The sequence below is a fragment of the Calothrix rhizosoleniae SC01 genome (genome assembly GCF_900185595.1).
Classification (GTDB): domain Bacteria; phylum Cyanobacteriota; class Cyanobacteriia; order Cyanobacteriales; family Nostocaceae; genus Calothrix_A; species Calothrix_A rhizosoleniae.
In genome coordinates this window covers 1-24,051 of record NZ_FYBH01000138.1, presented here as the reverse complement: position 1 = coordinate 24,051, position 24,051 = coordinate 1, and the positions used below count along the sequence as shown (strand labels likewise).

The 24,051-nt window shown below is 38.0% G+C and carries 24 protein-coding genes; 10 read left to right on the top strand and 14 right to left on the bottom strand.

The features are described 5' to 3' along the window. Positions 1 to 301: 301 nt before the first annotated feature. On the bottom strand, positions 302 to 1,921 hold the full coding sequence (locus tag CALSC_RS08360; RefSeq protein ID WP_088240909.1) for an iron uptake porin: 1,620 nt from the start codon (positions 1,919 to 1,921) through the stop codon (positions 302 to 304). Between the two features lie 707 nt (positions 1,922 to 2,628). Between CALSC_RS08360 and psb29 the strand changes: the two genes are divergently transcribed. Beyond that, positions 2,629 to 3,339: a photosystem II biogenesis protein Psp29 gene (psb29, locus tag CALSC_RS08355; protein ID WP_088240908.1), complete on the top strand. Its 711-nt coding sequence runs from the start codon at positions 2,629 to 2,631 to the stop codon at positions 3,337 to 3,339. Positions 3,340 to 3,652: 313 nt separating this feature from the next. Here the strand turns inward: psb29 and CALSC_RS08350 are convergent, their stop codons facing one another. From CALSC_RS08350 to CALSC_RS08340, 3 genes are all read right to left on the bottom strand, one after another. Continuing rightward, positions 3,653 to 4,015: a phage holin family protein gene (locus CALSC_RS08350; RefSeq protein WP_088240907.1), complete on the bottom strand. Its 363-nt coding sequence runs from the start codon at positions 4,013 to 4,015 to the stop codon at positions 3,653 to 3,655. A 423-nt stretch (positions 4,016 to 4,438) separates the two neighbouring features. Then, positions 4,439 to 5,044, bottom strand: coding sequence for an ExbD/TolR family protein (locus tag CALSC_RS08345; RefSeq protein ID WP_088240906.1), 606 nt, complete (start codon positions 5,042 to 5,044; stop codon positions 4,439 to 4,441). A 40-nt stretch (positions 5,045 to 5,084) separates the two neighbouring features. After that, positions 5,085 to 5,900 carry a MotA/TolQ/ExbB proton channel family protein gene (locus CALSC_RS08340; protein ID WP_088240905.1) on the bottom strand — a complete coding sequence of 272 codons (816 nt, stop codon included), beginning with the start codon at positions 5,898 to 5,900 and terminating at the stop codon, positions 5,085 to 5,087. A 216-nt stretch (positions 5,901 to 6,116) separates the two neighbouring features. Between CALSC_RS08340 and CALSC_RS08335 the strand changes: the two genes are divergently transcribed. Then, a complete protein-coding gene (locus tag CALSC_RS08335) occupies positions 6,117 to 6,437 on the top strand; it encodes a YkvA family protein (RefSeq protein ID WP_088240904.1) in 321 nt (106 codons plus the stop codon). 2 nt (positions 6,438 to 6,439) lie between these two features. Here CALSC_RS08335 and CALSC_RS08330 read toward each other — a convergent pair whose 3' ends face one another. Beyond that, entirely contained in the window at positions 6,440 to 7,447 is a 1,008-nt protein-coding gene (locus CALSC_RS08330; protein ID WP_088240903.1) for a Gfo/Idh/MocA family protein, read from the bottom strand. A gap of 542 nt (positions 7,448 to 7,989) precedes the next feature. On the opposite strand from CALSC_RS08330, the gene CALSC_RS08325 reads away from it, so the two are divergent. Beyond that, positions 7,990 to 8,289: a ferredoxin gene (locus tag CALSC_RS08325; RefSeq protein WP_088240932.1), complete on the top strand. Its 300-nt coding sequence runs from the start codon at positions 7,990 to 7,992 to the stop codon at positions 8,287 to 8,289. Between the two features lie 211 nt (positions 8,290 to 8,500). Here CALSC_RS08325 and CALSC_RS08320 read toward each other — a convergent pair whose 3' ends face one another. Further along, positions 8,501 to 10,090 carry a SpoIID/LytB domain-containing protein gene (locus CALSC_RS08320; RefSeq protein ID WP_088240902.1) on the bottom strand — a complete coding sequence of 530 codons (1,590 nt, stop codon included), beginning with the start codon at positions 10,088 to 10,090 and terminating at the stop codon, positions 8,501 to 8,503. Between the two features lie 157 nt (positions 10,091 to 10,247). Between CALSC_RS08320 and CALSC_RS08315 the strand changes: the two genes are divergently transcribed. The 4 genes from CALSC_RS08315 (at position 10,248) to CALSC_RS08300 (ending at position 12,506) form a co-directional block, all read left to right on the top strand. After that, positions 10,248 to 10,511: a ParB N-terminal domain-containing protein gene (locus CALSC_RS08315; protein WP_088240901.1), complete on the top strand. Its 264-nt coding sequence runs from the start codon at positions 10,248 to 10,250 to the stop codon at positions 10,509 to 10,511. A gap of 56 nt (positions 10,512 to 10,567) precedes the next feature. Continuing rightward, entirely contained in the window at positions 10,568 to 11,062 is a 495-nt protein-coding gene (locus CALSC_RS08310) for a Dps family protein (RefSeq protein WP_088240900.1), read from the top strand. Between the two features lie 109 nt (positions 11,063 to 11,171). Further along, entirely contained in the window at positions 11,172 to 11,825 is a 654-nt protein-coding gene (gene grpE, locus CALSC_RS08305; RefSeq protein ID WP_088240899.1) for a nucleotide exchange factor GrpE, read from the top strand. Between the two features lie 351 nt (positions 11,826 to 12,176). After that, entirely contained in the window at positions 12,177 to 12,506 is a 330-nt protein-coding gene (locus CALSC_RS08300) for an STAS domain-containing protein (protein ID WP_088240898.1), read from the top strand. On the opposite strand, the gene CALSC_RS08295 is transcribed toward CALSC_RS08300, so the two are convergent. The 3 genes from CALSC_RS08295 to CALSC_RS08285 all read right to left on the bottom strand — a co-directional run bounded on the left by CALSC_RS08295 (position 12,503) and on the right by CALSC_RS08285 (position 15,649). Then, complete coding sequence (locus CALSC_RS08295) at positions 12,503 to 13,636, bottom strand: PP2C family protein-serine/threonine phosphatase (RefSeq protein ID WP_088240897.1); 1,134 nt, start codon at positions 13,634 to 13,636, stop codon at positions 12,503 to 12,505. The genes CALSC_RS08300 and CALSC_RS08295 overlap by 4 nt on opposite strands. A gap of 110 nt (positions 13,637 to 13,746) precedes the next feature. After that, positions 13,747 to 14,520 (bottom strand): DUF1350 family protein, encoded by a 774-nt coding sequence (locus CALSC_RS08290; RefSeq protein WP_088240896.1) that lies wholly within the window; start codon positions 14,518 to 14,520, stop codon positions 13,747 to 13,749. A gap of 391 nt (positions 14,521 to 14,911) precedes the next feature. Beyond that, positions 14,912 to 15,649, bottom strand: coding sequence for a hypothetical protein (locus CALSC_RS08285; protein WP_327331219.1), 738 nt, complete (start codon positions 15,647 to 15,649; stop codon positions 14,912 to 14,914). Between the two features lie 708 nt (positions 15,650 to 16,357). Between CALSC_RS08285 and CALSC_RS08280 the strand changes: the two genes are divergently transcribed. Both CALSC_RS08280 and CALSC_RS08275 read left to right on the top strand, forming a co-directional pair. Then, positions 16,358 to 17,314, top strand: a complete 957-nt coding sequence (locus CALSC_RS08280) for a VanZ family protein (protein ID WP_088240894.1) — start codon at positions 16,358 to 16,360, stop codon at positions 17,312 to 17,314. Positions 17,315 to 17,335: 21 nt separating this feature from the next. Then, complete coding sequence (locus CALSC_RS08275; protein WP_088240893.1) at positions 17,336 to 18,085, top strand: LamG domain-containing protein; 750 nt, start codon at positions 17,336 to 17,338, stop codon at positions 18,083 to 18,085. Between the two features lie 96 nt (positions 18,086 to 18,181). Here the strand turns inward: CALSC_RS08275 and CALSC_RS08270 are convergent, their stop codons facing one another. The 5 genes from CALSC_RS08270 to rpaB all read right to left on the bottom strand — a co-directional run bounded on the left by CALSC_RS08270 (position 18,182) and on the right by rpaB (position 22,237). Then, positions 18,182 to 19,285, bottom strand: coding sequence for an NF038122 family metalloprotease (locus tag CALSC_RS08270; RefSeq protein WP_088240892.1), 1,104 nt, complete (start codon positions 19,283 to 19,285; stop codon positions 18,182 to 18,184). 503 nt (positions 19,286 to 19,788) lie between these two features. Next, complete coding sequence (locus CALSC_RS26360; RefSeq protein WP_159460585.1) at positions 19,789 to 19,953, bottom strand: hypothetical protein; 165 nt, start codon at positions 19,951 to 19,953, stop codon at positions 19,789 to 19,791. Positions 19,954 to 20,075: 122 nt separating this feature from the next. Continuing rightward, positions 20,076 to 20,594, bottom strand: coding sequence for a DUF456 domain-containing protein (locus CALSC_RS08265; protein ID WP_088240891.1), 519 nt, complete (start codon positions 20,592 to 20,594; stop codon positions 20,076 to 20,078). Positions 20,595 to 20,690: 96 nt separating this feature from the next. After that, complete coding sequence (locus CALSC_RS08260) at positions 20,691 to 21,332, bottom strand: cofactor assembly of complex C subunit B (protein ID WP_088240890.1); 642 nt, start codon at positions 21,330 to 21,332, stop codon at positions 20,691 to 20,693. Between the two features lie 176 nt (positions 21,333 to 21,508). Continuing rightward, a complete protein-coding gene (rpaB, locus tag CALSC_RS08255; RefSeq protein ID WP_088240889.1) occupies positions 21,509 to 22,237 on the bottom strand; it encodes a response regulator transcription factor RpaB in 729 nt (242 codons plus the stop codon). 170 nt (positions 22,238 to 22,407) lie between these two features. On the opposite strand from rpaB, the gene radA reads away from it, so the two are divergent. After that, on the top strand, positions 22,408 to 23,946 hold the full coding sequence (gene radA, locus CALSC_RS08250) for a DNA repair protein RadA (protein WP_088240888.1): 1,539 nt from the start codon (positions 22,408 to 22,410) through the stop codon (positions 23,944 to 23,946). The last annotated feature ends 105 nt before the right edge of the window (positions 23,947 to 24,051 follow it).

The following is a 24,051-nucleotide window of genomic DNA, read 5'->3' as shown; positions in this document are numbered from 1 at the left end:
ACAATAAACAGAAAAATAAGATTATCATCAGCATTCAATGCCAATTTATAGAATTTCTTAATGAAGTAACTATCTTTGAGGAAGAGAGAAAGAGGACTGAAGAGGCAGGGGAGCAGGGAGCAGGGAGCAGGGGGAGTGTGGGAAGACGGGAAAGAGAGAAGGAGGGAAAGAGGGGAAGAGGGAAGGAGTGTAAAGATAAAAAATCTTAACTCCCAACCATCAACCGTCAACCATCAACCCTCACTCCCTCACTCCCTCACTCTTCCACTCTCCCACTCCCTCATCCCCAGGCTAGATTGATTTAAAAGCTGAAGGTGGTTCTGAGGACACCCATAACAACATCATCGTTATCGCTATTATGGTCTGGTGCTGTCAGCCAAATTACTCCTGGAGTAATGGCTATGTTGTCATTAATCTGATACTGGTAAAAGGCTTCGATGTGTAGAGAAGTATCATCATCTTCGTCAATTTCATTAATACTCGAATTTGTGACTTTTGGCTCCATGCCCACAATTATGCCAGCTAAGTTACCTTTTTTACCCAGGTCGGGAAATCCCAGGGTCACAGCCCAGTTCCATATATCCGCATCTCCTCGATCAATTACACCACCTCTGGTGGAAAGATTTTGTGCATTGGTATAACCAACCCATCCCCCGAGGACAAATTGATCACTCAGTTTAAAAGATGCTTCTATGCCATAGGAATTGCTGGAAACGGGAATCGAAACAGTATCTGCACTATTCGTGATATTTTGTACAATTCCCCCTAAAAATGTCCGAGGATTTGCCCGGTTGCTACCTGTAGTTAATTCCTGGTTGTAAGCATTAATATAAGTTAGACCAATGGTCAAGCGATCGCTCGGTTTAAAGGTCAGTTGGGCTAAAGCACCGTAACCACCATTAAACAAGCCATTACCATCACTGGGATCGTTAGGAGAGTTTGCCAAATATCCCAAACTCAATTCCAATCGCTCACCGAATTGCCGAGTTACCCCCACACCAGCACCATCCATTTGATAGTAAATGGAATTTCTGGTACCAAAGTTAGATAAAGCACCAGCCCCACCGTCTCCATCAAAAATATTGACTGTGTCTGCAACGTCATCTGCTGCACCGCCAGTGGCGATCGCAATTATCTGAGTGGCTTCACCTAGGGGAAATTGATAATACAAGGCATCTAAACCAATATCTGTATTACCATCCTCTCCAGCGAAGGAAAAACTCCCTTCTGGAGTCCCAATGTCTGGATCAACAATATTATTCGCTGCTAACCTAGTAAATAAAGTGTCTTTTCCTGTGAAGCTGGTGACAAACTCGATGCGAGTCCGAGCCGCAAAAGTCGTATTATCACTATTATTGGTATCCCCTGACAGTACATCGGTGAAAGCTGCAACCACCTCTCCTTGCAGCTTGGTGGTGGTGGAAAATTGATTTGCTTCTAATTCTGCGGTTCTCGCTTCTAAGGAATCCACACGTCCCCTTAATGTGGCTAATTCCGCCGAAAATTCTTCTTGTAATCTTTGTAATGTGGCTAAATCTTCTTTGGTGACTAAATCTGCTGTTGCAGTGGCAATTAGTTCATTTACCCTCTCCAAACAAGCATTTAAACCCGCCGCGAACTCATACCGCGTCATGGCTCGATTGCCACGATAAGTGCCATTGGGATACCCTGCAATGCAACCATATCTTTCTACCAAGGATTGCAAGGCTTGAAATGCCCAGTCTGTAGGCTGTACGTCTGACAACTGAGATACGGAAGTTACTTGAGCTATTTTCTGTCCCTGACTTTTGTTTTGAGGTGCACTTCCTCTCATGTCTGTGGAAGTTGGGACTTCTTTTGCCACAGCACCCATAATCCCCACAGAGAAGGCCATCCCTACTGCTGTGGAACTAATAAGCATTCCATCCCATAAATATTTCATCATCTCTCTCACACTACTTTCTTGCTTTTATCCTGCAAATTTATTATTTAGGTATTCTCAACTGTTTTCTAGTCTTTAGCAAGTGATTTTGATAAAAAATAATGTTCTTATGACATTTATCAGGAGGTGGACATAATTGAAATTATTAGGGAACAAGGCTTACGCTCTTGTTCTTGATAAAATTATTTCCGCCATTCTCCTTAGCTATTTTGAACAGAAATCCTAAATTTTTAATCTAAGGTGTAATTTATACATTTAGTCTAATGATATTAAGTATCAATAAATTGTAATTTCATGAGAATGAGACTCATTCTTATAATATACCAAGACTAAGAATAAACTTCAGTTTCATTATTCAAGTGTTGAGAAAAAATTACGACGGGGCAAATTTGCCGAGTTAATCAGCTGGGAAGAAATAGGAACCGGTTGCTAAGTCCATTATTTTCCTTGCTTTAATTAGCATAGGTTTGGGGATTCAACAATGTCCGCTCCCTGATTACGTAGTGCTATATATCCTGATGGGCAGGTAATGCCTTAAAGCAGGATACAATTTAGGAAACTTCACCCACATAGAAAAAAGTTTTGCACCTATTGGGCAGTCCGATCAGTTATTCTAAATATCGAACTATTGCTATTTACCTCCAACCTCAACTTGGCAAAGTTGACTGGAAACGAGAGAATAAAATTACATTGCCCTGAAAAAATTTGTGAATAACGTCCGTACTGTCTCTGATACGAAACGAACCTTCTACACCCTTCATTCCCGACCGATAAATACAATTTATCGCCGGGTAGTAGAAGAGTTGATGGTAGAAATGCATCTGCTGTCTGTTAATGTAGATTTTAACTACAACCCAATTTATGCTTTGGGCGTAGTCACCACCTTTGAGCGTTTTATGGCAGGTTATCAGCCAGAACAGGATAAAGAGTCCATTTTTAATTCCCTTCTCAAGGCTGTGGAGGTAAATCCAGATACTTATCAACAAGATGCTCAACGCTTGCAAGCTGTGGCGAATGATTTGCCTATTGCCGATTTAATTAGCTGGTTAAGTCAAAGCACTCATTTAGATAGAGATACTGAACTGCAAAATACTTTACAAGCGATCGCCAATAATTCCAACTTTAAATACAGCCGTTTATTTGCCATTGGTTTGTATAGTTTATTAGAATCTGCCGATCCAGAATTCGTTAAAGATGAAAAGCAGCTGAATGAAACACTTAAAACTATTGGGGATGGCTTGAGTATATCTGATGATAAGCTCACCAAAGATTTGGAGTTATATCGCTCCAATCTAGATAAAATGACCCAAGCTCTAATTGTCATGGCGGATATGGTGGCTGCTGATCGCAAAAAACGGGAACAACGCAATCAAACATCAGATAGTGCAGCAGTTCCCCCACCATCTGAGAACGAATAACTGGGAGTGAGGGGTTAAGAAATCACAATTCTTGACACTCCCACGGTTACGCTAGGCGATCAACCGTGGGATTCTTTCGTCATAGGGAACCCAATGGTTTTACCCTCAGAAAGCATCTTCACCGTACCTGAGACTGAACCCGCTTCAGAGTTTGCACACAAACAAGAGTAAGAACACCTCTGACCGAATCCGGATTCCCGATTCCCCACTCCCCATTTTCCAGCTAGTCTCTCATATACTTTTGTACACAACCAAAGATGAAAATACTTCTTCCCTATTCCCCAACCCCTAACACCTAAACTCCATTTTCTAGCTAGACTCCCAGTAATTTGTAAATTAAACCACTGATCAAAGAGAGCGCAAACGCCCCCATAATGGCGCTCCAAATACCAAATCGGAGACGAAATCCTTCAACTAACCAAGCAGCAAGACCAAAACAGACTACAGCAATAATAAATGTGAACAAACTTGACAACAAATCAAAAGTAACCAGGTTGGGAATTGAAAAAAATAATTTTAAAGCTGGTCTGACGAATGCGGTAACAATTCCCAATACAGCTGCCGAAATAAAGGCTTTACCTGGAGAATCAATTTCTACTCCCAAAGGTAATTTGCTAATAATGTATAGACTGACAGCTGTTACAACCCAGGCGATTAACAAGGCTCCAATATTCATTAGCCAAAACCCCTGAAACTTGAATGACTATTTACAAAATACTACGTCATCAAAAATTAAATAACGTATTCAGATACTAAGTTGATGGCATCGACTTTAGTACATTCTGAACTGCCATAAATCCCTTTATCTGTGATTCCTAATTAACTGGTGAACAAGAACTACCTTAGATATTATTGTTCGTTAAAAAAACAGTAGTCAGTCAGGATCAGTTAAGGAAAATTTGGCGATCGCTACAACTTTAGTATTTACCCGTAACTTAGCAGGAATTTCATTTATAAGGGAAATTTATTTTATATATCTTTATGTTTGCAATATTCAGGGAGAAATGGAGCAAGGGGGAGCAAGGGGATGATGGGGTGATGTGTTTTGGCTCCTTATTCCCTCATCTCCCCTGTTCCCTAGTCACCTACTCTTTGCCCTTCAACTTCCAGGTTTTGGATTGACTGGGACTTTTTGGGGTTGACTAGGTGCAGTTGGTGGTACGGGAGCTTGATTATTTAATGGTGGTAAATTGAAATTGGAGCTATCTGGGGACAGATTGTTTGGAGTAGGATTATTTGGTATAGGTGTATTAGATGGAGAGTTATTAGTAGCTCCTGCAGGACCAGGAATTATTCCCAAAGCGACGCGCCCGCCTCCAACTTCCCTTAATATATCTAATGTTTCAATCACATCATTGTACGTAGCAGAACGAGAAGCATTTAATACTAATACGCCTTGAGGATTTTGTTCCAGATATTGTTTTAATTTGTTTGCTAACTTTTCTTTATTCACAGGCTCTTTTTCCACAAAGGTCTGACCAATTGCGTCTATGGAGACAGGTAAGATATTGCGTTTATTTGGTTCTAAATTAACCTGAGCAGAAGTTCCTGTTTTTGCTTTGGGTAAGTCTATATTAATTGCTTGTTGACGAGTAAATTGCAAGGCTGCTAGTAAAAAAAATGTGAGTATACAAAAAACAACATCAATTAGAGGAAGAACTTGAATTTGTACGCCTTCAACAGAATTTTGCAGATTAATTTTCATGATTTCCCTCTCACACCGTATATCAAGATTTAATTTCTGATTAATTATCAAGCCCTAAGGTATCAGAATCTTCTTCTTCCCTGTTCTCAGACAAGTTGTTTGGATTTTGTTCGCTGTAATTAATAAATTGATTTTCTGTAGATTCTGTGGTCATAACATCAGAAACATCCATCTCTTTGGTGGTAGATTGTTGAGGGTTGACCCCAAAAGCATTTGTCTCTCTACTATTGCGATATTCTGGTGGTGATTGTCTATACTGCAATTCTAACTCGTTACCGGCTCTGCGAAAAACTTTAACTTGGTTAAACACAAAACTTTGGAATAAACGATAAAATACCAAAGTGAAGATAGCTACAACTAGCCCTGCAGCAGTACTAATCAGAGATTCCCCAATTCCAGTAGTTACCCCCGCAGCAGCTTGAGTACCCAAATCCCCAATCCGGATGGCACGCAAAGAAGTAATTAGACCTAAAACTGTACCTAATAATCCTAAGAGAGGAGATAAAGCAATCACTACTTCTAATAGCTTTTCCCCCCGGCGCATTCCAGCTAACTCCTCTTCGGCTGTAGACTCTAATGCTAGTCGGAAAGTTTCTGCATCTTTAGATGATAGCTTTAAAGGAGCATAAAGAAATCTACCAATAGGTTGATCTGTTGCCCGTTTAGCTATATCTTTAGCGATTTCCCAATGATCTTCAGCTGCTTCCAAAACGCGATCAACCGTTGCCCTCTCTTGACTTAAAATGCGTAACCAAAACCACAATCTTTCAAAAATAACGCTCAAAGATAAAATTGATAGGGCTAACAGGGGCCACATTGCAGGACCACCTTTTTGAAATGTTTCTAATATATCCACAGTTGTAACTCTCCTCTATCCATTGCTGATGCAAAAATCCCTAAGTACCTGACTTTTGAGTTAAACGCACTATTTTTATTATTGTGGAAATACCAATAGTTAGGGAATAGCTTCAGGTTATATTGGTAGCATTTTCCAGAGCGATTAGTGCGGTTATTCCCACAGGAAGTTTAGGGCATAATTTGCCAAAATTAAAGATAACTAGAGGTTAATGTCATGAAGTTTTCTATTCAATCTATTTACGCATGGTATCGTAATTTGCTCCGTCATCCTAAGTATCGGTGGTGGGTAATTTTAGGAACTATGGTGTATTTAATTAGTCCTATTGACATCGCCCCTGACGTAATTCCTATTTTAGGACAAGTGGATGATGTGTTTTTATTAACATTATTGGTGACTGAAGTTTCTACTTTAGTAATTGATAGTTTTAAATCACGCCAAGGTCAATCCACTGGGGAAGCTGTAGCTAATGCGACTGCTGAAGTCGATACATCTACAGGTAATACTGTTGATGTTGATGCTGTATCTGTAAAGTAATATTAAGCCATATTTACCATTAGCCCTGTTTGTGCGGAACGTCTAGCGGCATCAGCAACTTTCAGGGTATACAAACTTGCTTGAGGGGTAATATATAAGGGAGTTTTACGAATCAGGTGTTCTAAAACCATCCCTGTATCTTTAGCAAATAAGCCCCGGCGACTGGCAATTTCTATGGGGATGCTTTTTTCTGGCTGCAATAAAGCTCCTGTCTCACCATTGATAATAATCCCTCCATTTGCGCCATGAACTTCAAATTTACGTTCACTGTGCCACAGAGTTTCCCCTTTACCATAGGTTATTTGCCCTAATAATCCACTTTCAAATTGCAATTGGGCAACACAGATGCAGCTTTGGTAATATTCCCTATCTATTGGCCAAAATCGGGTGTGACAATTAACCGTCAAAACTTGACCAAACAAATCTACCAGACGATGGACGCGAGAAAGGGCAGCCATCAAAGGAAAACCGAACATTTGGTGATGGTAACTCCATTTACGGGGTGATGGTAACTGGGATTTGATGGTGCTGTAACGAGCATAAAATAGTTGACCGATATGAGGTAAATTTTGTTTTAAAGCTTGATGAACTCCTCCTAGCATTTCAATATGTTCCACATGGAGAAGTCTTTTTTGGGTTTCAGCAAGAGTTATAATTTCCTCAGCTTCCCCTACATCTAGAGCTAGAGGATACTCAACAATTACGTGTTTATTCTGAGAAAGAGCTGCTTTAGCGATCGCTCCATGATCTCGATTAATAGTAGAGATAATGACTAAATCAATGTCTGCTAGGTTAACTAGCTCCTCCCAAGTTGCGATCGCTGTACAATTAAATTCTTGGGCAAAGGCAATAGTTTTTTCGGGAGAATGGCCGCAAACAGCCACGAGTTGAGCTTTAACGGCAATTTCATCACTGTGTAATGCCTTTGCCCTTGTTTTCGCTGCATATCCAATACCAACTAAACCGACCCTAATTTTTGAACCTTTATATGGTGTCGTAGATGTATACATATAGTCCTATGGGCAAGTAATAAGTGAACCATTGCGGTGGACGGTAAGCCATTGCGGTGGACGGGTTTCCCGGCATAAAGCAAGTGGCGCAACCCATAGGGGTTCCCCGGCATAAAGCAAATGGTGAACTCCGAAGGAGTAATAAGTTTACTGCTCATGGGTTTGGGAGTGCAACAATGTCCGCGCCCTAATTGCGTAGTTATATAAATATAAAATTTTTGCACTCAAGAATCACAACGAAGAAGCCGAGATGATTGATTGGTAAAATAGGTTTTTCCAAAGATAACTATAACTATTTTTGATGATGTAGGGATTTACAGCCTTTTTTCAATAAAAAAAACTTATCTATATTCAGGAACTAAATTTCATTACTAATCCTTGGTCAATCAGAGCGATTTTCTAGTTGCATCCGGCTATTTTTCTCGTAGTATCAGAATTGAAGCAAATTTTAATGAACGGCTCATCAATCAGATATGCCGTGGTAATTGCTTGAAGATAGCTTAATACTGCATACTGCCGCTGGCAAAAGAGAGGAAAATAAAATGGCAACTTACAAAGTAACACTCATCAACGAAAATGAAGGTTTAAACAAAACTATTGAAGTCGATAGCGAGACCTACATTTTAGATGCAGCAGAAGACGAAGGTCTGGATCTGCCTTATTCCTGCCGTGCTGGTGCTTGTTCCACATGTGCTGGTAAAGTCACAGCTGGTACTGTTGATCAATCCGACCAATCTTTCTTAGATGATGACCAAATCGAAAAAGGATATGTATTAACCTGCGTTGCTTATCCAAGCTCTGATTGCACCATCTTAACTCACCAAGAGGAAGAACTCTACTAGAAATGTTCCCAGCACCTAAAAACTTTCTCTTACCAGAGTCACCAAGAGTTAATAAATAGGTGCATGAAACAGTAGAGGAAACAGATTCACATAAATAGCTTCTGCTCTGTGTATTCTGTTTGCTAAAACAATGATTTAGCAAAAAATATATATAACTTAGATTTAGTTTAAAGCAGGAACAAATAATTAATGTTCCTGCCTTAACTTAAATTCACTGTTTCTGGATTTCACTCAGTGGGTTAATTTGAGTACCCGGATAATAAAACTGGAGAATTTCCTGGCTTGACCAACCTAGTTTAGCTAAGTTTTGGGCTCCAGTTTGGCTTAAACCAACTCCATGTCCTAATCCTCCACCAATAAAAGCATATCCCCATAATCCAGGTTTACCTTTGTTTAGGGGTTGTAGATAAAATAAAGTACTTTTAGGGGCAAAGAAGGCACTGCGAACTTCATCTTTGTGTAAATGAAAAGTGCCAATGTCAGTTTTGACTGCTAGTTTGAGAATGCGTCCTCCTTGACTGCGCTCCACTACCTGCATTCCTCGCAGTTTTTTAAATTTGGCATAGGGACTATTTTTAACCTTCATAAACTTTTGCAAGCCTTTGGTAATATTTTCGATCTTGCTTTCCCTACGCCAACGGAACATACTCCACTCGCTTTCATTGAATCCTTTTTTTATACTGATAAATCGTCGGAAGTTCTTTTCTGAAGACAAACTATTGGTAGATAAGTCCCAAATATTACTAGGAGCATCCACAACTGGTTTTAAATAAGGTCGGTCTTCCCCTTCCCACACATTACTAAAAGCAGCTGTTACTCCCCCAGTAGTGGAAGCGTATAAGGCATCTACTAATTGATTCTCATAGGTTAATACCATACCTTTAGTAGTAGCGATCGCTTGATCCGTACTACTGGAAGTTCCATATAGTCCATAGTAAACCTGACAGTGAGTATCCGCGCATAATTCATACCCATCAACTTCAAACCTACGTAAATTCCTCAGAGCATAAGTCCGGGCAATGATGGTCTGTGCTTCTAGGGATGCCATGGGGGCATTGGTACCGATCTCATAGGGTACAACCCCCCGCAAATATGTTTCTAAGGGTACATGGTTGACTAGGGTGTAATTACCATAAGCGTTTGGTTGAATTGCCAATTTACCACCATAAAGACGAGGGTTTTTTACCTTCTTCCCTTGTCTAACAAAAATTAAATTTTTACCACTACTAATTTTTAAGCGATCGCGGTTGTAGCGATAACCATTGACTACCCAACTGACTAAGGGTACTTGTTTTAAAATTTTACTATCTATATATGATGTTTTTTGACCAGCAGCTTGCACACTTTCCAGTAAAAACCGTCTGAGTAAAGGACTATTGTAAACATCCCTTTTTGCCCATACTTGCCAGCGTTCCGGTTGGGCTATTTCTACCTCAATCCCTTGTTCACGCCATTTTTTCGCATTATCTTCAGCAGTTTCAAAGGTACGGAAAGTTCCTAGAACGACCCTTTCGTCTAATACTGGTTTAGATAAAGTTTGTTTACCAATTTCTAACTGCACCGGATTAGCCGTAACTAACCTTTTTCGTCCATTACCTTGTTTAAATTCCAATTGCAAGCGATCGCCTTTAGCCGGTAGTAATTGTAATTTGTCCTTGACTTGACTGCCAAATCGCTGCACTATACCGATCTTCAGCTCCACATCTGATTGTTTTGCCCCTAGACTTGGTGCCCCCACCAACCCAAACCAACAGAAAATTGCGATCGCAGTGCCAGAAAAAGACCTGAACGGGATATTCATGAAAATATATTCTACTAACAGTGCTAAATATTGATGTAGCTTAAGTGTGGCGTTTTCCCCATAATAGCACTGTGTTTTTGGATTTAGTTGCTAAATAAACTCATAATGAGTATGATTTATTTAAGGATAAAATACTACAGTTTAAGGAGGAGCTGTGATGGTCAGGGTAGAACAAATTCCATTACACCAAATTCGGCGACCCTTACCAAGGCAAAACGATCCGCACAAGGTGGAAGCCTTAATGGAATCCATTAGGGAAATTGGACAACAAGAACCCATTGATGTTTTAGAAGTAGATGGGCAATACTACGGATTTTCAGGATGTCATCGCTATGAAGCTTGTCAGCGTTTAGGTAAAGAAACTATCCTCGCCAGAATTAGGAAAGCACCCAAAAGTGTATTGAGAATGCACTTAGCATAGTAGTTATTTAATGTAATTAATTTCTTTTAAATTTAAGCACCAATTAGGAGTAGATTATGGCAAGTCAGACAGGAGCATCTCTACCCGTCAACATCGGCATTGAAGAACGGGAGCGTAGGGAAATAGCCGAAGGACTATCTCGTTTGTTAGCAGACACCTATTCTTTGTATCTAAAAACTCACAATTTTCATTGGAACGTAACAGGACCAATGTTTCAGACATTGCACTTAATGTTTGAAACCCAGTATACAGAGTTAGCTTTAGCTGTAGATTTAGTGGCTGAAAGAATTCGCTCACTAGGCTATCCCGCACCGGGAACCTATGGCGAATATGCCCAGCTAACCTCCATTCCGGAAACTCCAGGGGTTCCCAAAGCCAAAGAAATGATCCGTTTATTGGTGGAAGGACAAGAAGCCGTAGTCCGAACAGCCCGTTCTATCTTTCCCGCAGTAGAAAGAGCTAACGATGAACCCACAGCAGATTTATTGACTCAACGAATGCAAGTACATGAAAAAACTGCTTGGATGTTGAGGAGTTTACTGGAAGAATAAAGATGAGGGGAGAGGGGATGAAGTAAAAATTGGATCAGGAATAGATTGTGTGAGATTTGTTTCTCTTCATTCCCTTGCTTCCCTGGTTGGTAAATCTTCAATTTGCAAAATGTCCAACACTGATTTTACTCAAAGGTTACGGGAGTTAATGCAACAAGTGGGTGTTGCGAGTTTCAGAGAACTGAGTCGTAAATCTGGCATTTCTGAACGTCAAATATTACAGCTGCGACGGGGAAAGATAGAGAAAATGCGCTTAGATCCCTTATTGCAGCTATCTTCAGTATTGAATATATCATTGAGTGAATTAGTGGATAATTTTTCTGGGGTCAAATTGGAGAATGGTACAAAATCAGCAAATCCAGAATTATTACAACAGATAGCAGATTTACAAACCGAGTACCAGCGATCGCAACAGCAATTAGCCCAACAGCAAGAATTATTACAACAAGAATTCCAGCAATCCATATTGCAAATACTGGAGTCTTTATTTTTACAGTTCCCTACAGCCGCATATAAGGCTCAGGAGAATCCCCAACTACCAGCAGTTAAAATTATACCTTTGGTGCAAAAACCCTTAGATCAGCTATTACAAGCCTGGGGAATGGAAGCGATTGCTGTTGTGGGAGCAGAAGTACCATATAATCCCCAAAAGCATCAATTAATGGATGGCACTTTAGCACCGGGAGAGATAGTTAAGGTACGTTACACTGGCTACAGAAAAGGTAATAAATTACTCTATCGAGCCAAGGTAAGTCCTGTCTAATGCCGTAGGCGAGGAAGGAAGACATGGAGGAAACAAGCAAAATATTGCATGAGTTTGATACAATAAGTTTGGTTAACTTCACCCGTATCGGTGCCTGATTTTACCTATCCAAGTCGGGAGGGACACGCGCCTGACTTAAAACTGCGGTAGTGGGAAACAATTGGAGTACCACGAACGAATTTTTGGAAGGAGTAATCCGCCAGAAGCCTACACTGACTCGAACAGAAGTGTAGGAGTGTCACTGAATAAGAGTTGGGGCTGACTTGTGTTCAGAGTTGTAGATCATAATCATTAAGATTGTATAATGATTGTCTTTGGGAAAAGCCAAACTGAAAATTATGAATATTATTTATGGATCAAGATAAAACTCAAGTTATTAAACCAAGTGGGATTTTAGATGCAACTACATCACAAGAGTTGCGATCGCAAATTACCGAATGTGTTGACAATGGAATCAAAATAATCTTGGTAGATTTTGCAGATGTGACTTTTATGGATAGCTCTGGATTGGGGGCTTTAGTGTTAGCATTTAAAGGATTGCGAGCAGCCGAGAACCAACTATTTATTTGCTCTGTGAATGAACAAATTAAAATATTGTTTGAACTTACTGGTATGGATAAGGTATTTACAATATTTGCCAATCAAGATCAATTTTATCAATCAGTACTTTCTCGCAGTTAATTAAACTGCATTTTTAGTATAGATAAATCATCTTCAAAAGATGGTTTTAAATTAGAATGAATTAAGAATCTAATAACTTGTTCTAGTTGACAATTAGAATTTTTCGATAGGTCTATCAGGGTCTGAATAAAAGCATCTAAACCCCAAATATTTCCATCTGATTTGGTAATTTCATAAGCACCGTCACTAAAAATATACAGACTACTGTCTTTTTCTATTTTACAAGTAGCATCAGTATATTGTGCACCGGAGAACATTCCAATAGGCATACCAGGAGTTCTTAATCGATGTACCAAAGGAAAATTATCAGTATCAGAAAATAATATCGCTGGTGGATGACCTGCACTAGCATAAACTAATTTTTGTTGAGATAAGTGATAAACACCATACCAGATAGTGAAATATTTATCATTCTGATAATTCATCGGGAAAGTTTCATTGAGAGCTGTTAATACCTCACTTGGTTGATAATAATTTAACCCTTTTAATGCCCGCGATCGCAATAAATTAAAAACAGAAATAGCTAAAAGAGTGGCTCTCAATCCATGTCCAGCAGTATCGAGAAGATAAATGGCTAAATATTCTGAATCCAACCAGTAATAATCAAAACAATCACCACCCAACTGTCGAGAAGGAATAAACCGAAAATCAATCTTTAATGGAGATTTCATTGGCGGTGGTAACAGAGACATGACGTAATCTGCTGCTTCCGTCAATTCTGTTTCTAAAAGTTTCTTTTGGTTTTGCAGATCCTGGCTTAATTGATGCAAACGTAATCCAGCTCTAACTCTAGCTCGTAACTCATTTTTTTCTATTGGTTTAGTGATAAAATCATCAGCACCAGCATCCAATCCTTTAACACGATCAGCAATGGAATCTAAGGATGTTAACAGAATAAAAAAGGTAGTAGATAAATAAGGGACATTCTTGATATAACGACATACGTCAATTCCAGTTAACCCTGGCATCATCCAATCACAAATAATCATTGCTGGTGGAGAAGCAATTGCGGCTTCTATGCCATCTTTACCATTACTAACAGCAATGACTTCATACCCCTCCTTTTCCAGCATTCTTTTGAGCAGTATTTGGACTGCCATATCATCATCAATAACGAGAATTTTAAACATATAAATTAGGTAAATCGGTATTAATAAAGATAATGGGAAAGGGATTATGATGGGTTATTTTTCATTTGTGTTCTGATGTCCAATAATATTTTTTCTATATTTTATCTATCCTACATTTCTAGCTCTGAAATTGGATTGAGCCACAAAATCATAGTAGATTTTAACTTATTTAAATCGCGATATACTTCTTGCTTAAACCATTGTCCTATAGCATCTAAAGGATTAAATTCCCTACCTGGTTTCCAACTTACATCTTGACCTATAGGTGTCAGATGGCTCCCTTGTAAAGTTTGCGCTGTTACCATACCTGGAAACCGTTTATCTAGTATTTCCCTTAAAGTCGTTGACTGATCTATGGTGTCGTTACTAAATTTTACTAATAGGTTGCGACGGACATTGTAATTTTCTTGCACAAGTTTGTTTGTTTCCTGGGGAGTAGGGATAAATTCAATCTCCAGTGTAGAGTTTAATTGTTCTACCAGGGGAATAGCATCACTAGCTGCATAGTTATTGAATGATATCAGGATATTACCAGCCCTATTCACAGAGAAAAGGCTACCAATAAGTAAGTGCAGTTTACAACCCATACTGTGTCCCACACCGTAAATAGGAAGATAGCCTTTACCAATGATGGATCTATCCTCCAAGCGTACCAAAGCCCTTTCAAAGTTCAGCAGAACTTGCTTCGCAATCGTAATATGATCCAGAGTGTTTACAAATGAAGTCGCAATGACAATAAACCCCTTCGCCGCGAGGTATTCTAATAACAAGCGATAGGTGACATGAGGAGCGGAACCCACAAATGCACCACCTAAGAAATGGATAATACCAATGGGATTGTGGGGTAAAATCACCCAGTTACCAGATATCTCTTGCCAATTCATTCTACTAGTTTCCTTTATATCAGCTTTTCCTAGAGTTTGACATATATTTTTTATCTTCAATTCTAATCTGAAGTTGGATCTATCCATTAAAAATCGGTATGAGGTCAGTTAGAAAAGCAAAATAATTTAAATATAGAATCCCAAATAACCTGGTTTTGAGAAAAAATTATTGGTTGTAACCATAGAAATCGACAAAAAACTGAGTTGCTGCCTCCCCATATGTAAATTTTGATATATTCATTTAATATTCAGTTTTATATAATTTTTCCTTATTTTCTGTTTCCTGTCTAGACCAAAATTTAAACTTCGTTTCCTACAGATATTTAACAAGACTCACTTATAGGTCACATAGGTGCAAAAATCATCTTATTTCTATGTAGTCATACCAAATTTAACGGTGACGTTGTAATTTTCTCATTTCATCTTGAACTTCGAGGGCAATCTGTAATGCTTCATTGAGAAATTTCCCATGTTCAGCAGCTTTTTCAGTTACATATGTTGCTGTTAAATTTGTCAGATTATCTGTAAATAGATCATGGTTGCTAATGATAAATTTTTGATTTTCTCTTAAAATTTTTTCAGTTTTTAATGCCTTAACTAAATCTATCCGTGCCATTTCTAAAGCTGCAGTAACTCGCTCCCTATCTTGAATAATAACTTCTGTATTACCTACTGCTTCGATTCTATCATTAATATCAATTGCTTTAATTACAGCATTGTATCTATCAACATCCTTTAATAGAACTTCTAAAGATGGGTTCATGTTAGTATTCACCATTTTTTTGTTATGCTTCCAGACTAAATATAAAAATAGTTTAGTTACATAAAAAAATAAGCCCCCCGATAATATTATTAATATCCATGATGGCATTGGAGGTAAAGGGAACCAGATAGCCAATAAATTAATAACTAATCCTAAAAATAAATATATTACTACACATAAAGATAATCCCAAAAATAAAGCTGTGGGGCCCTCTGAGCCTTTAATTTTATTAATCCACAGCCTACATTTTTTTTGAAAATGCCTTGTAATATTTGGTCGCTCATATTTAACAGGTAAATTGGTGAGATATCGCAATTCTTGTGGAGTAATCTCTAAACCCTGCAAATCATCACGCACAGCTTTCACATCCTCACTATCAGCCTTGTTCAGTATTATATAGCAAGGATTATCATCCCTAATCCGTGAATTATGGAAATTATCTAAATCTAAATATTAGACTTGCAGCATAAATACTGAACATATTATCTTAATTCCTCAAGAACAGCAGACAAATGAAAAATTTCCTAGAGATTAATCACCTCAATCAGGTTGTGCTTGGAATCACATTCTTAATTGTGCAATAGGTATATCGTATTGGCAATCAAAATAAATCCCCATGTTCGGTAATTCAATTTTAAAATAAATGGCGATCGCAACTTTTTATGAATCTGGTTAAGATTTGATGAAGAAATGATGAAGTCGCACAATTTTGAAATGTATACTTAGTGTGAATTGATCGCTGAAACTATTGTAATCGCCTTAGTAATCCAAAAATTAAGGTTTTTGGAAAGTATCAAAACCTTCGCAATAAAAAAACGTTTTTAATTCAGACCAGACGTAATGTTTTATTGTGTAAAACATTACAAAATATTGTCACGATTATCATTTTTAATAAAGTGATAATTATTTCAATATTTAGATCCTAATTATAATATTTATGTTTAATTCTCAATGATCAAAAAAATGATGTGTTATAAAATAAACTTATAGCTTATCTTCATAATGATAGATTTCAAATAAAAAATAATTAGTTATTATAGGCTAGAGAAATAATTATTGTTATATATATTTTTTATGAAAAAGATAGTAAAAAACCATCAACTCTCAATCTCTTATTTGTACGATTTATTTGACAAATTATCTCCGATAATAGTTATTTTGAGTACTGCGGTTATATTATTTGCGACCTTATTCCCTTTTAATTTTTCCCAAAAACTCATTCCTGAAATTACCAATATTAGTTATGCATTCCGCCATAAAACTGATTTAACTGATTCTGTAAATAATGTCTTACTATTTATCCCTTTTGGATTTGGTTTAAGTAACGTAATTAACAAATATAGAAAAAATATTATTGAGTTAATATTAATTATTTTTATAGCCAGTTCTGGTTTATCTTTTACAGTAGAATTCCTCCAAATATTGTTACCTTCTAGATCAACGACAATAGCTGATATCGTTAACAACAGTATAGGTGGATTATTAGGATTTTTATGTTTCCATATTTGGAAATATAAAATCATTAATTCTATTTGGCTCTTCCTAGAAAAAATTCGTAATTCACTATCTATAAAAACAACAATTTTAGCAGGAATTACATACACAATTTTTTGTTTAATAATCGCTGCTAATTTACCAATTATTACCAGTTTGAGTAATTGGGATAATCGGCTTTTTTTACATATTGGGAATGAAGGAACAGGAGATAGACCTTGGCGAGGTAATATTTATGAATTAGTGATCGCAGATCGAAGTATCTCTCCGATAGAAGTGGAAAATGCCTTTTCGCAAAACAAGTTACTGTCAGATAATGATACTGCTTTAATAGCTGCTTATAAATTTATAGGTAAGGATAACTTTAGTGATAAAACTGGAAATTCACCGACTCTATCTTGGCAAGGAGAATCTGGTAAAACTGAAGAGACCACAGGTGCTTTTATTGATTCCCGTAACTGGCTAAAAACTTCATTTTCAGTCAGTTCAATTACAGACAAAATTCGCCGTAGTTCGCAATTTACTCTGAGTAAGTAGGTTGGCGTAAAAAATTATCGTTTGGATAAGGCAGGGGGCAGGGAGCAGGGAGCAGGGGGAACAAGGGTTTTAGGCTTATTTACTATTCTTCACATAGTTTGGTTTTATTGTGCCGACTTACTTACTACATTTGCTACAGCACAAATATCTCAAACTGGACCAGCTAGGATTATTTCAATCTCGAAAGACCATGATCAGCGTAATTTGACTTTAGGACAGGATGGGTCAGATCTAGTATTAAGATTGCGAACACCAATTATGGGAAATAATGGCACTAACCCACAAATGGTTATCCCAGATGTATTAAATAATAATAAAAGCCATCACCTGATCATTACTTATAATGGCTCGATTCTGAAATTTTATATCGACAGTCTTAGTAATGGATATACATTTAATTTAAATCCTGGATTTGCTCTTTTCAACTGTTTAGCTGCTATTAGTAATCCTTGGGATATCTATTTAAATAGATCCTATCAAACCATTTATAATGGATTATATTATATTTTAACTTTTATACCTTTGGGAATAATTCTAGCGTTAATTACAAGTATTGTCCGTCCTAAAGTTACATACTATATTTTATTTATTATGCCAGGTTTCATCTTATTACCGCCAATTATGGTAGAGGTTGTATTATCAAATCAAACTGGTGAAAATTGGCAAGTAAAAAATTCCATTTTAGGTATGGCGATTATCTTTATAAGTATGGTAAGTATTCTTGGTTGGTTAAAATATTTCATGATTTCTCCAAAAAATAGTCGACTTTAAATCGAATCAGCTACACAAATGATACAGAAACAGAATTTTATTCAGAAATTAAATCATATTAGCTCTTTCTTTACCAGAAGGAGATACTGAACCCTGTTACCAAAAGCTGAAACCGCTACTATGATGTCCTGGTAAACTTCGAGTCATGGGAAGATGCAAGTTGTCTTCACTAATGATGTAATCAACCGATGATTCCAGGTAATTAATCTCGCTGTCTGAGTTCAAGTCCCAACCAATTGCGTCCATCAATTGGAGATCGATAGGTAGGATAGAATTAATCTCACCAGGATCAATGCTTGGTTGCATCACGCCATTCAAGCCAAATTTCCAATGGCTTGCTTGGTAGCCACCCGAGGAGCCACGTGTGGACAAACCATTGGAAAATTCGGCAATTTTATTAGTACCTCCATCAATAGAAAAATATTTTTCCTTCTTGTTAAGCCTGAAATCGATCTTGCCTTTACCTTTTGTTCTATCTGAGTGGCGGAACAGATCCATAGTAGTGATATAGTCGTACTCTTGATCTGGGTAAAATTGCTGCCTTTGAAAGTTAAAATCCAACATATCAACACCACTGATAAATCCCATCGCATGTCCTAGCTCATGTGCCACAGTGCCGACTAAATCGTAATGATCTGATTCAATACCATCACTGGCATCAAAATCCCATTGGACAGAGTTACTATTATTCAGCCGAATTTCGGCATCGGTGGTTATGTTGTTACCTTCAATAATGCCTAGGGACTTGGCATTGGCACGGGTAAGCCAGAGATTAGACACACTTTTATCTTTGTGAGAGCGATATTTAGTACCCGTCTTATTAATCAGCCGCTTGATTCCCCCATTATTTGCTTGGATAGTTGGTAAATAATTGAATGCTGTGGCATCATCTGCTGATGTTTGATCCAAATCAAATTGACTTAGGACATCTGTATAGTTTGCCCGTACCATACTAGGACGTACTGCAGCAACAATGCCATCATTTAATTCTCCAAAGCTGATATAAATATTGATGGTGACATCATCCTCAAGATGAGCAGCCCAAAGATCACCCGCTTGTTTAACAGCATCTTGATAAGTTTGTGAGATTCCATCCGCAAATTCAAAGTTAAAGGTTACGGCTTTGGCTACCTTATGACTATCTATTAGGATAGGCAGAGTAGCTGTTATAACTATTAATAAATGCTTGAAAAAATTCATTTTTAATATTGAGAATAATCTATAATCATTATTCTCAATGATGGCATATATTTATTGAAACCGTAAATTTATGGAATTGATAATTTACGGTAATTAAACTATTTTTTTACTAAAAATTAAAAATCGAATTACGTACTTATTTAAATAAACAATTATTTAATACATTTAAATATGAGCATGATTGGGCTTAAAAACTTATATAAAAAGGAATTATACTCTCACGCTGTTAAAGTCAAGGATATTTTTTATACCTATACTGCTTTAAGTTAAATTGATAAACATGATGAAGATAACGTTTAAAATTGACTGAGCTACACAGATTTAGATAGAAATATTAAAAAGCTGTTTTTATCGAATTTGTGTAGCGAGATAGGAATTCCAAAGTCTTAATTTATTACCCATTTAATTTTTAATAATTATTTGGGCGTTGCTGAATAAAGATATGAATTTGTTTAACGCAGAGGCGCAGAGATCTAGAGAACAAGAGTTTGAGAGGCTTGATTTTAAATTTCATATTCCAATTCAGCAATGCCAATAAAAATCATCTCTGACCGAAAAAGAAAAGGATACAAGCCCTCAAATTTATTTGTGGAAAAATTAGTAGATAATTGTGCCGCCATGCATAAGCAATCTTTCTCAATAATTCCTTTTTTGATGCAGTCGCTCATGGGGAAGACCCCCTTTCTGCGCGCTACTCTCTACATTCATGTACGGGGTTTCTCCCCTGCTAAGAGCTCCCTGCTTCCCTGCATGCCTCTGACTGACCGACTCCCGACTCCTCATTTTCAATTTAGCTCGCAAATACTTGTGACCATGTAGTGACCAAAAATACAATCACCGCAGCGATCGCTAATAATCCTTGAATAATATTGCCAACTACGGTACCAACAAGAATACCAATACCAGCCTTAAATGCTACCTTCAGTTGGCGGCGGTAAATATATTCAGCAATTATTGCTCCTAACAATGGTCCTAGCAATATTCCTAACAGGGGACCACCAAAAGGTAAAGCCGGCAAAAATCCGAAAAACCCTAGGAATAAGCCGACAAAAGCACCAATTTGTCCCCACTTGCTAGCACCTGCTTTTTTCGCACCTAAGTAACCAGCTAAAAAATCAACTCCTATACTCAACAGTAATACTATCAATGTGACAATCAAGGGAATGCTAATTGTCGCCCAAGAACCCTGAACAAATCCCCAAATAATAATGGCAATTAAAATTAAACTGGCACCAGGAAGTGCAGGAATCACAGAACCGATGATACCTACAATCATTAAAGCAACAAGTAGCCCATAGATAATTTGCATATATTTTGTAGTTATCAACTTTTCTAACTATAAAAAATGCTTGATACCTTTTTGCTCCACCAGAGAAATATTTTAACCACTCAAAAATGCTCACAACTAACTGACACTAAGAGTAACAGCTAATTTATCAGCAATCCCCGCAATCCATCTTTCATCTTGCTTGGTGTAACTGCGGGGAGCATTTGCCCCTAAAATCAATATACCTATCTTCCCAATTGGTTGACAAATAACTCCTTGTACATTCTCTGGCAAATAATCAAATTCGACTTTGCCGGGATAAACTTTTAAATCTACTAAATAAACTGGCTTTTGAGTTTCTAGGACTCTTTTTAAGATTGTTCCTGGTTTAACCTCAGATTTAGCTCCCAGAATTCCACGACGCAACAAAATTTTATCTTGAACTATTACCAATAGCGATCGCGTCACTGTATTTGTCAGTAGCAAATGGGATGCCCAAGCTAATTCTGTTTTCACTGCCTGCGGTAAATCTGGGAGCATATCAAAACCTTCCTCCCCAATTAGTTCTACGCTATCAGGAGTTCTTGGTTGCACCTGTTGCCAAATTAAGCCTGTCAATATTAATACTGCACTTAACACCACACCCAACACATCCCCTCGAGCTTGAGAATTGGTGATTTCTGGCGTAAACAAGCGGTTAACTAGCAAAAGAAAAGCACCTAAGCCACCAACCACCAGAGGCAAACGACGTAGAACTTGATTGGGATCTGGTTGAGCCATATTTTACAAAAGATATGAGTTATGAGTTATGAGTTATGGGTTACAGGTTTATGAATAGATAGTTGAGTTTAACTCCCCATTCTTCACTTCATGGGATGGAGAAGTTTCCCTCTCGTGTCTAAACTCCTACTCTGTAGTTTTTTCTGCCAAATATGCTCTTTCACTCTTTCACTCTTTCATTCTTCTCCTGGTTCAATAATTCTTTGAAACAGATAGCCTGTACCTCTTGCCGTGAGAATAAGTTCTGGATTACTAGGATCATCTTCTAACTTTGCTCGTAGACGGGATATATGCACATCGACTACCCGTGTATCTACGTGGCGTTCTGGAGTATATCCCCATACCTCCTGTAAAATTTCTGAACGAGAAAAAGCTTCTCCCGATCTGCTGACTAGCAATTCTAGTAAACTGAATTCCATACCAGTTAAGCGAATGCGCTCATCACCTTTATAAACTTGACGCTTATTGGTATCAATTTTGATATTAGCAATATGAATAACACCGGAACTGGGAATGCCAGAAGCTCCAATTTTATCCACTCGTCTTAACACAGAACGAATGCGAGCCTCTAGTTCCTTGGGAGAAAATGGCTTGACTACATAGTCATCAGCACCCAATTCTAAACCTGTAATCCGATCAGCAACATCACCCAAAGCGGTAAGCATAATAATGGGGACATCTGATTCCTTACGTAATTCTTGACAAACTCCGTAACCATCTAGTTTTGGCATCATCACGTCCAAAACTACTAGATCGGGTTCAGTGCTGTGGAATGTATCCAAAGCTTCTTCGCCATCCCCTGCGGTAACTACATCATAACCAATCATGGACAGCCGTGTTTCTAAAATACGGCGGATACTGGCTTCATCATCTACCACCAGAATTTTTTCCTTATGACTTTCCAAATTTCTCAATGCTCCTTAACTAAAGTTTTTCATGATAAATTTTTAATATCATAATATTAAGATATCATTCCATTAATACATTGAGAAAACGCCACAACTATTACTATTGTTAGACTTTTGCTGACTGCAAAAATTAAGTAAAAATTAAGAATATTTAATAAGATTTAAGAATGGCAAAGCCAAAAACATATTACGTTTGTAATGAATGTGGTGCAGAATCATCTCAATGGTTTGGGAAATGCCCATCATGCGGTACTTACAATTCCTTAGAAGAGCAAGTTGCTATCCACTCTGCCGCGGATTTGCCCAGTGGTATGGTAAGTGGTTGGCAGTCAAAACCGGGACATGGCAAATCTCATCAGAAACCAGCTAAACCTAGAGCGGCTGTGCGATTTGATCAAATTAGCGATCGCCAATTAGTGCGTTGGAATTCTGGGTATGGAGAATTGGATCGGGTATTGGGAGGTGGGGTAGTTCCTGGCTCTATGGTATTAATTGGTGGTGATCCTGGTATTGGTAAATCTACTTTATTACTACAAGTATCAAATCAACTAGCACAAAACTATCGTATTCTTTATGTTTCTGGGGAAGAATCTGGGCAACAGATCAAATTAAGGGCATCCCGTTTAGGGGTAACAAAATTAACTAATGAGGAAAGCAATGATACAGATGGTAAGCAAGTATCAAAAAATGCTGATCCATTAACACAATCAGAACCCGTAGATATCAATTTGACAGCTCTATATGTCCTACCAGAAACAAATTTAGAAGAGATTTTAAAGGAAATGGAATCTCTACGACCAAACTTGACAGTTATTGATAGTATTCAAACAATTTTCTTCCCTAATCTTACATCTGCCCCTGGCTCTGTGGCTCAGGTCAGGGAATGTACTGCTGCTTTAATGAAAATAGCAAAACATGAAAATATTACCATGTTAATTGTTGGACATGTTACCAAAGAAGGAGCGATCGCAGGGCCTAAGGTTTTGGAACACTTAGTTGATACGGTGTTATATTTTGAAGGTGATCGCTTCGCTTCCCATAGGTTATTACGTACTGTAAAAAATCGTTTTGGAGCTACCCACGAAATCGGTATCTTTGAAATGGTTGAACATGGATTGCGGGAAGTACCCAACCCCAGTGAATTATTTTTAGGTAATCGTGACGAACCCGCACCGGGTACAGCAATTGTGGTAGCCTGCGAAGGAACTCGTCCAATTGTGGTAGAGTTACAGGCTTTGGTTAGTCCTACTAGCTACACTTCCCCTCGACGTTCCACCACCGGGGTAGATTACAGTCGCTTGGTGCAAATTTTGGCAGTACTAGAAAAACGGGTGGGTATACCCATGTCCAAGTTGGATTCTTATGTCGCTTCCGCCGGGGGATTACATGTAGAAGAACCAGCAGTAGATTTGGGAGTTGCCATCGCTGTGGTAGCCAGTTTCCGCGATCGCATTGTCGATCCAGGTACAGTATTAATTGGAGAGGTGGGATTGGGAGGGCAAGTGCGTTCTGTATCCCAAATGGAATTACGTTTAAAAGAAGCGGCAAAACTGGGATTTAAACGAGCAATTGTACCCAAGGGGCAAAAATTTCCCGAATTGGACATTGAAATTTTGCCAGTAGCAAAAGTAATTGATGCAATTATTGCTGCTATCCCCCAACAAACATTGACAGATGAAGATTTAGATATGGATGATGAATTGTAAGTAAAGCATAGATGTCTAAAGTCAGGGGCTTGAAGTAATGAATTCTTGTGAAAGAATGCTTATGCATCGCGGCACAATTGTTGATTACTTATCCATAAATAAGTA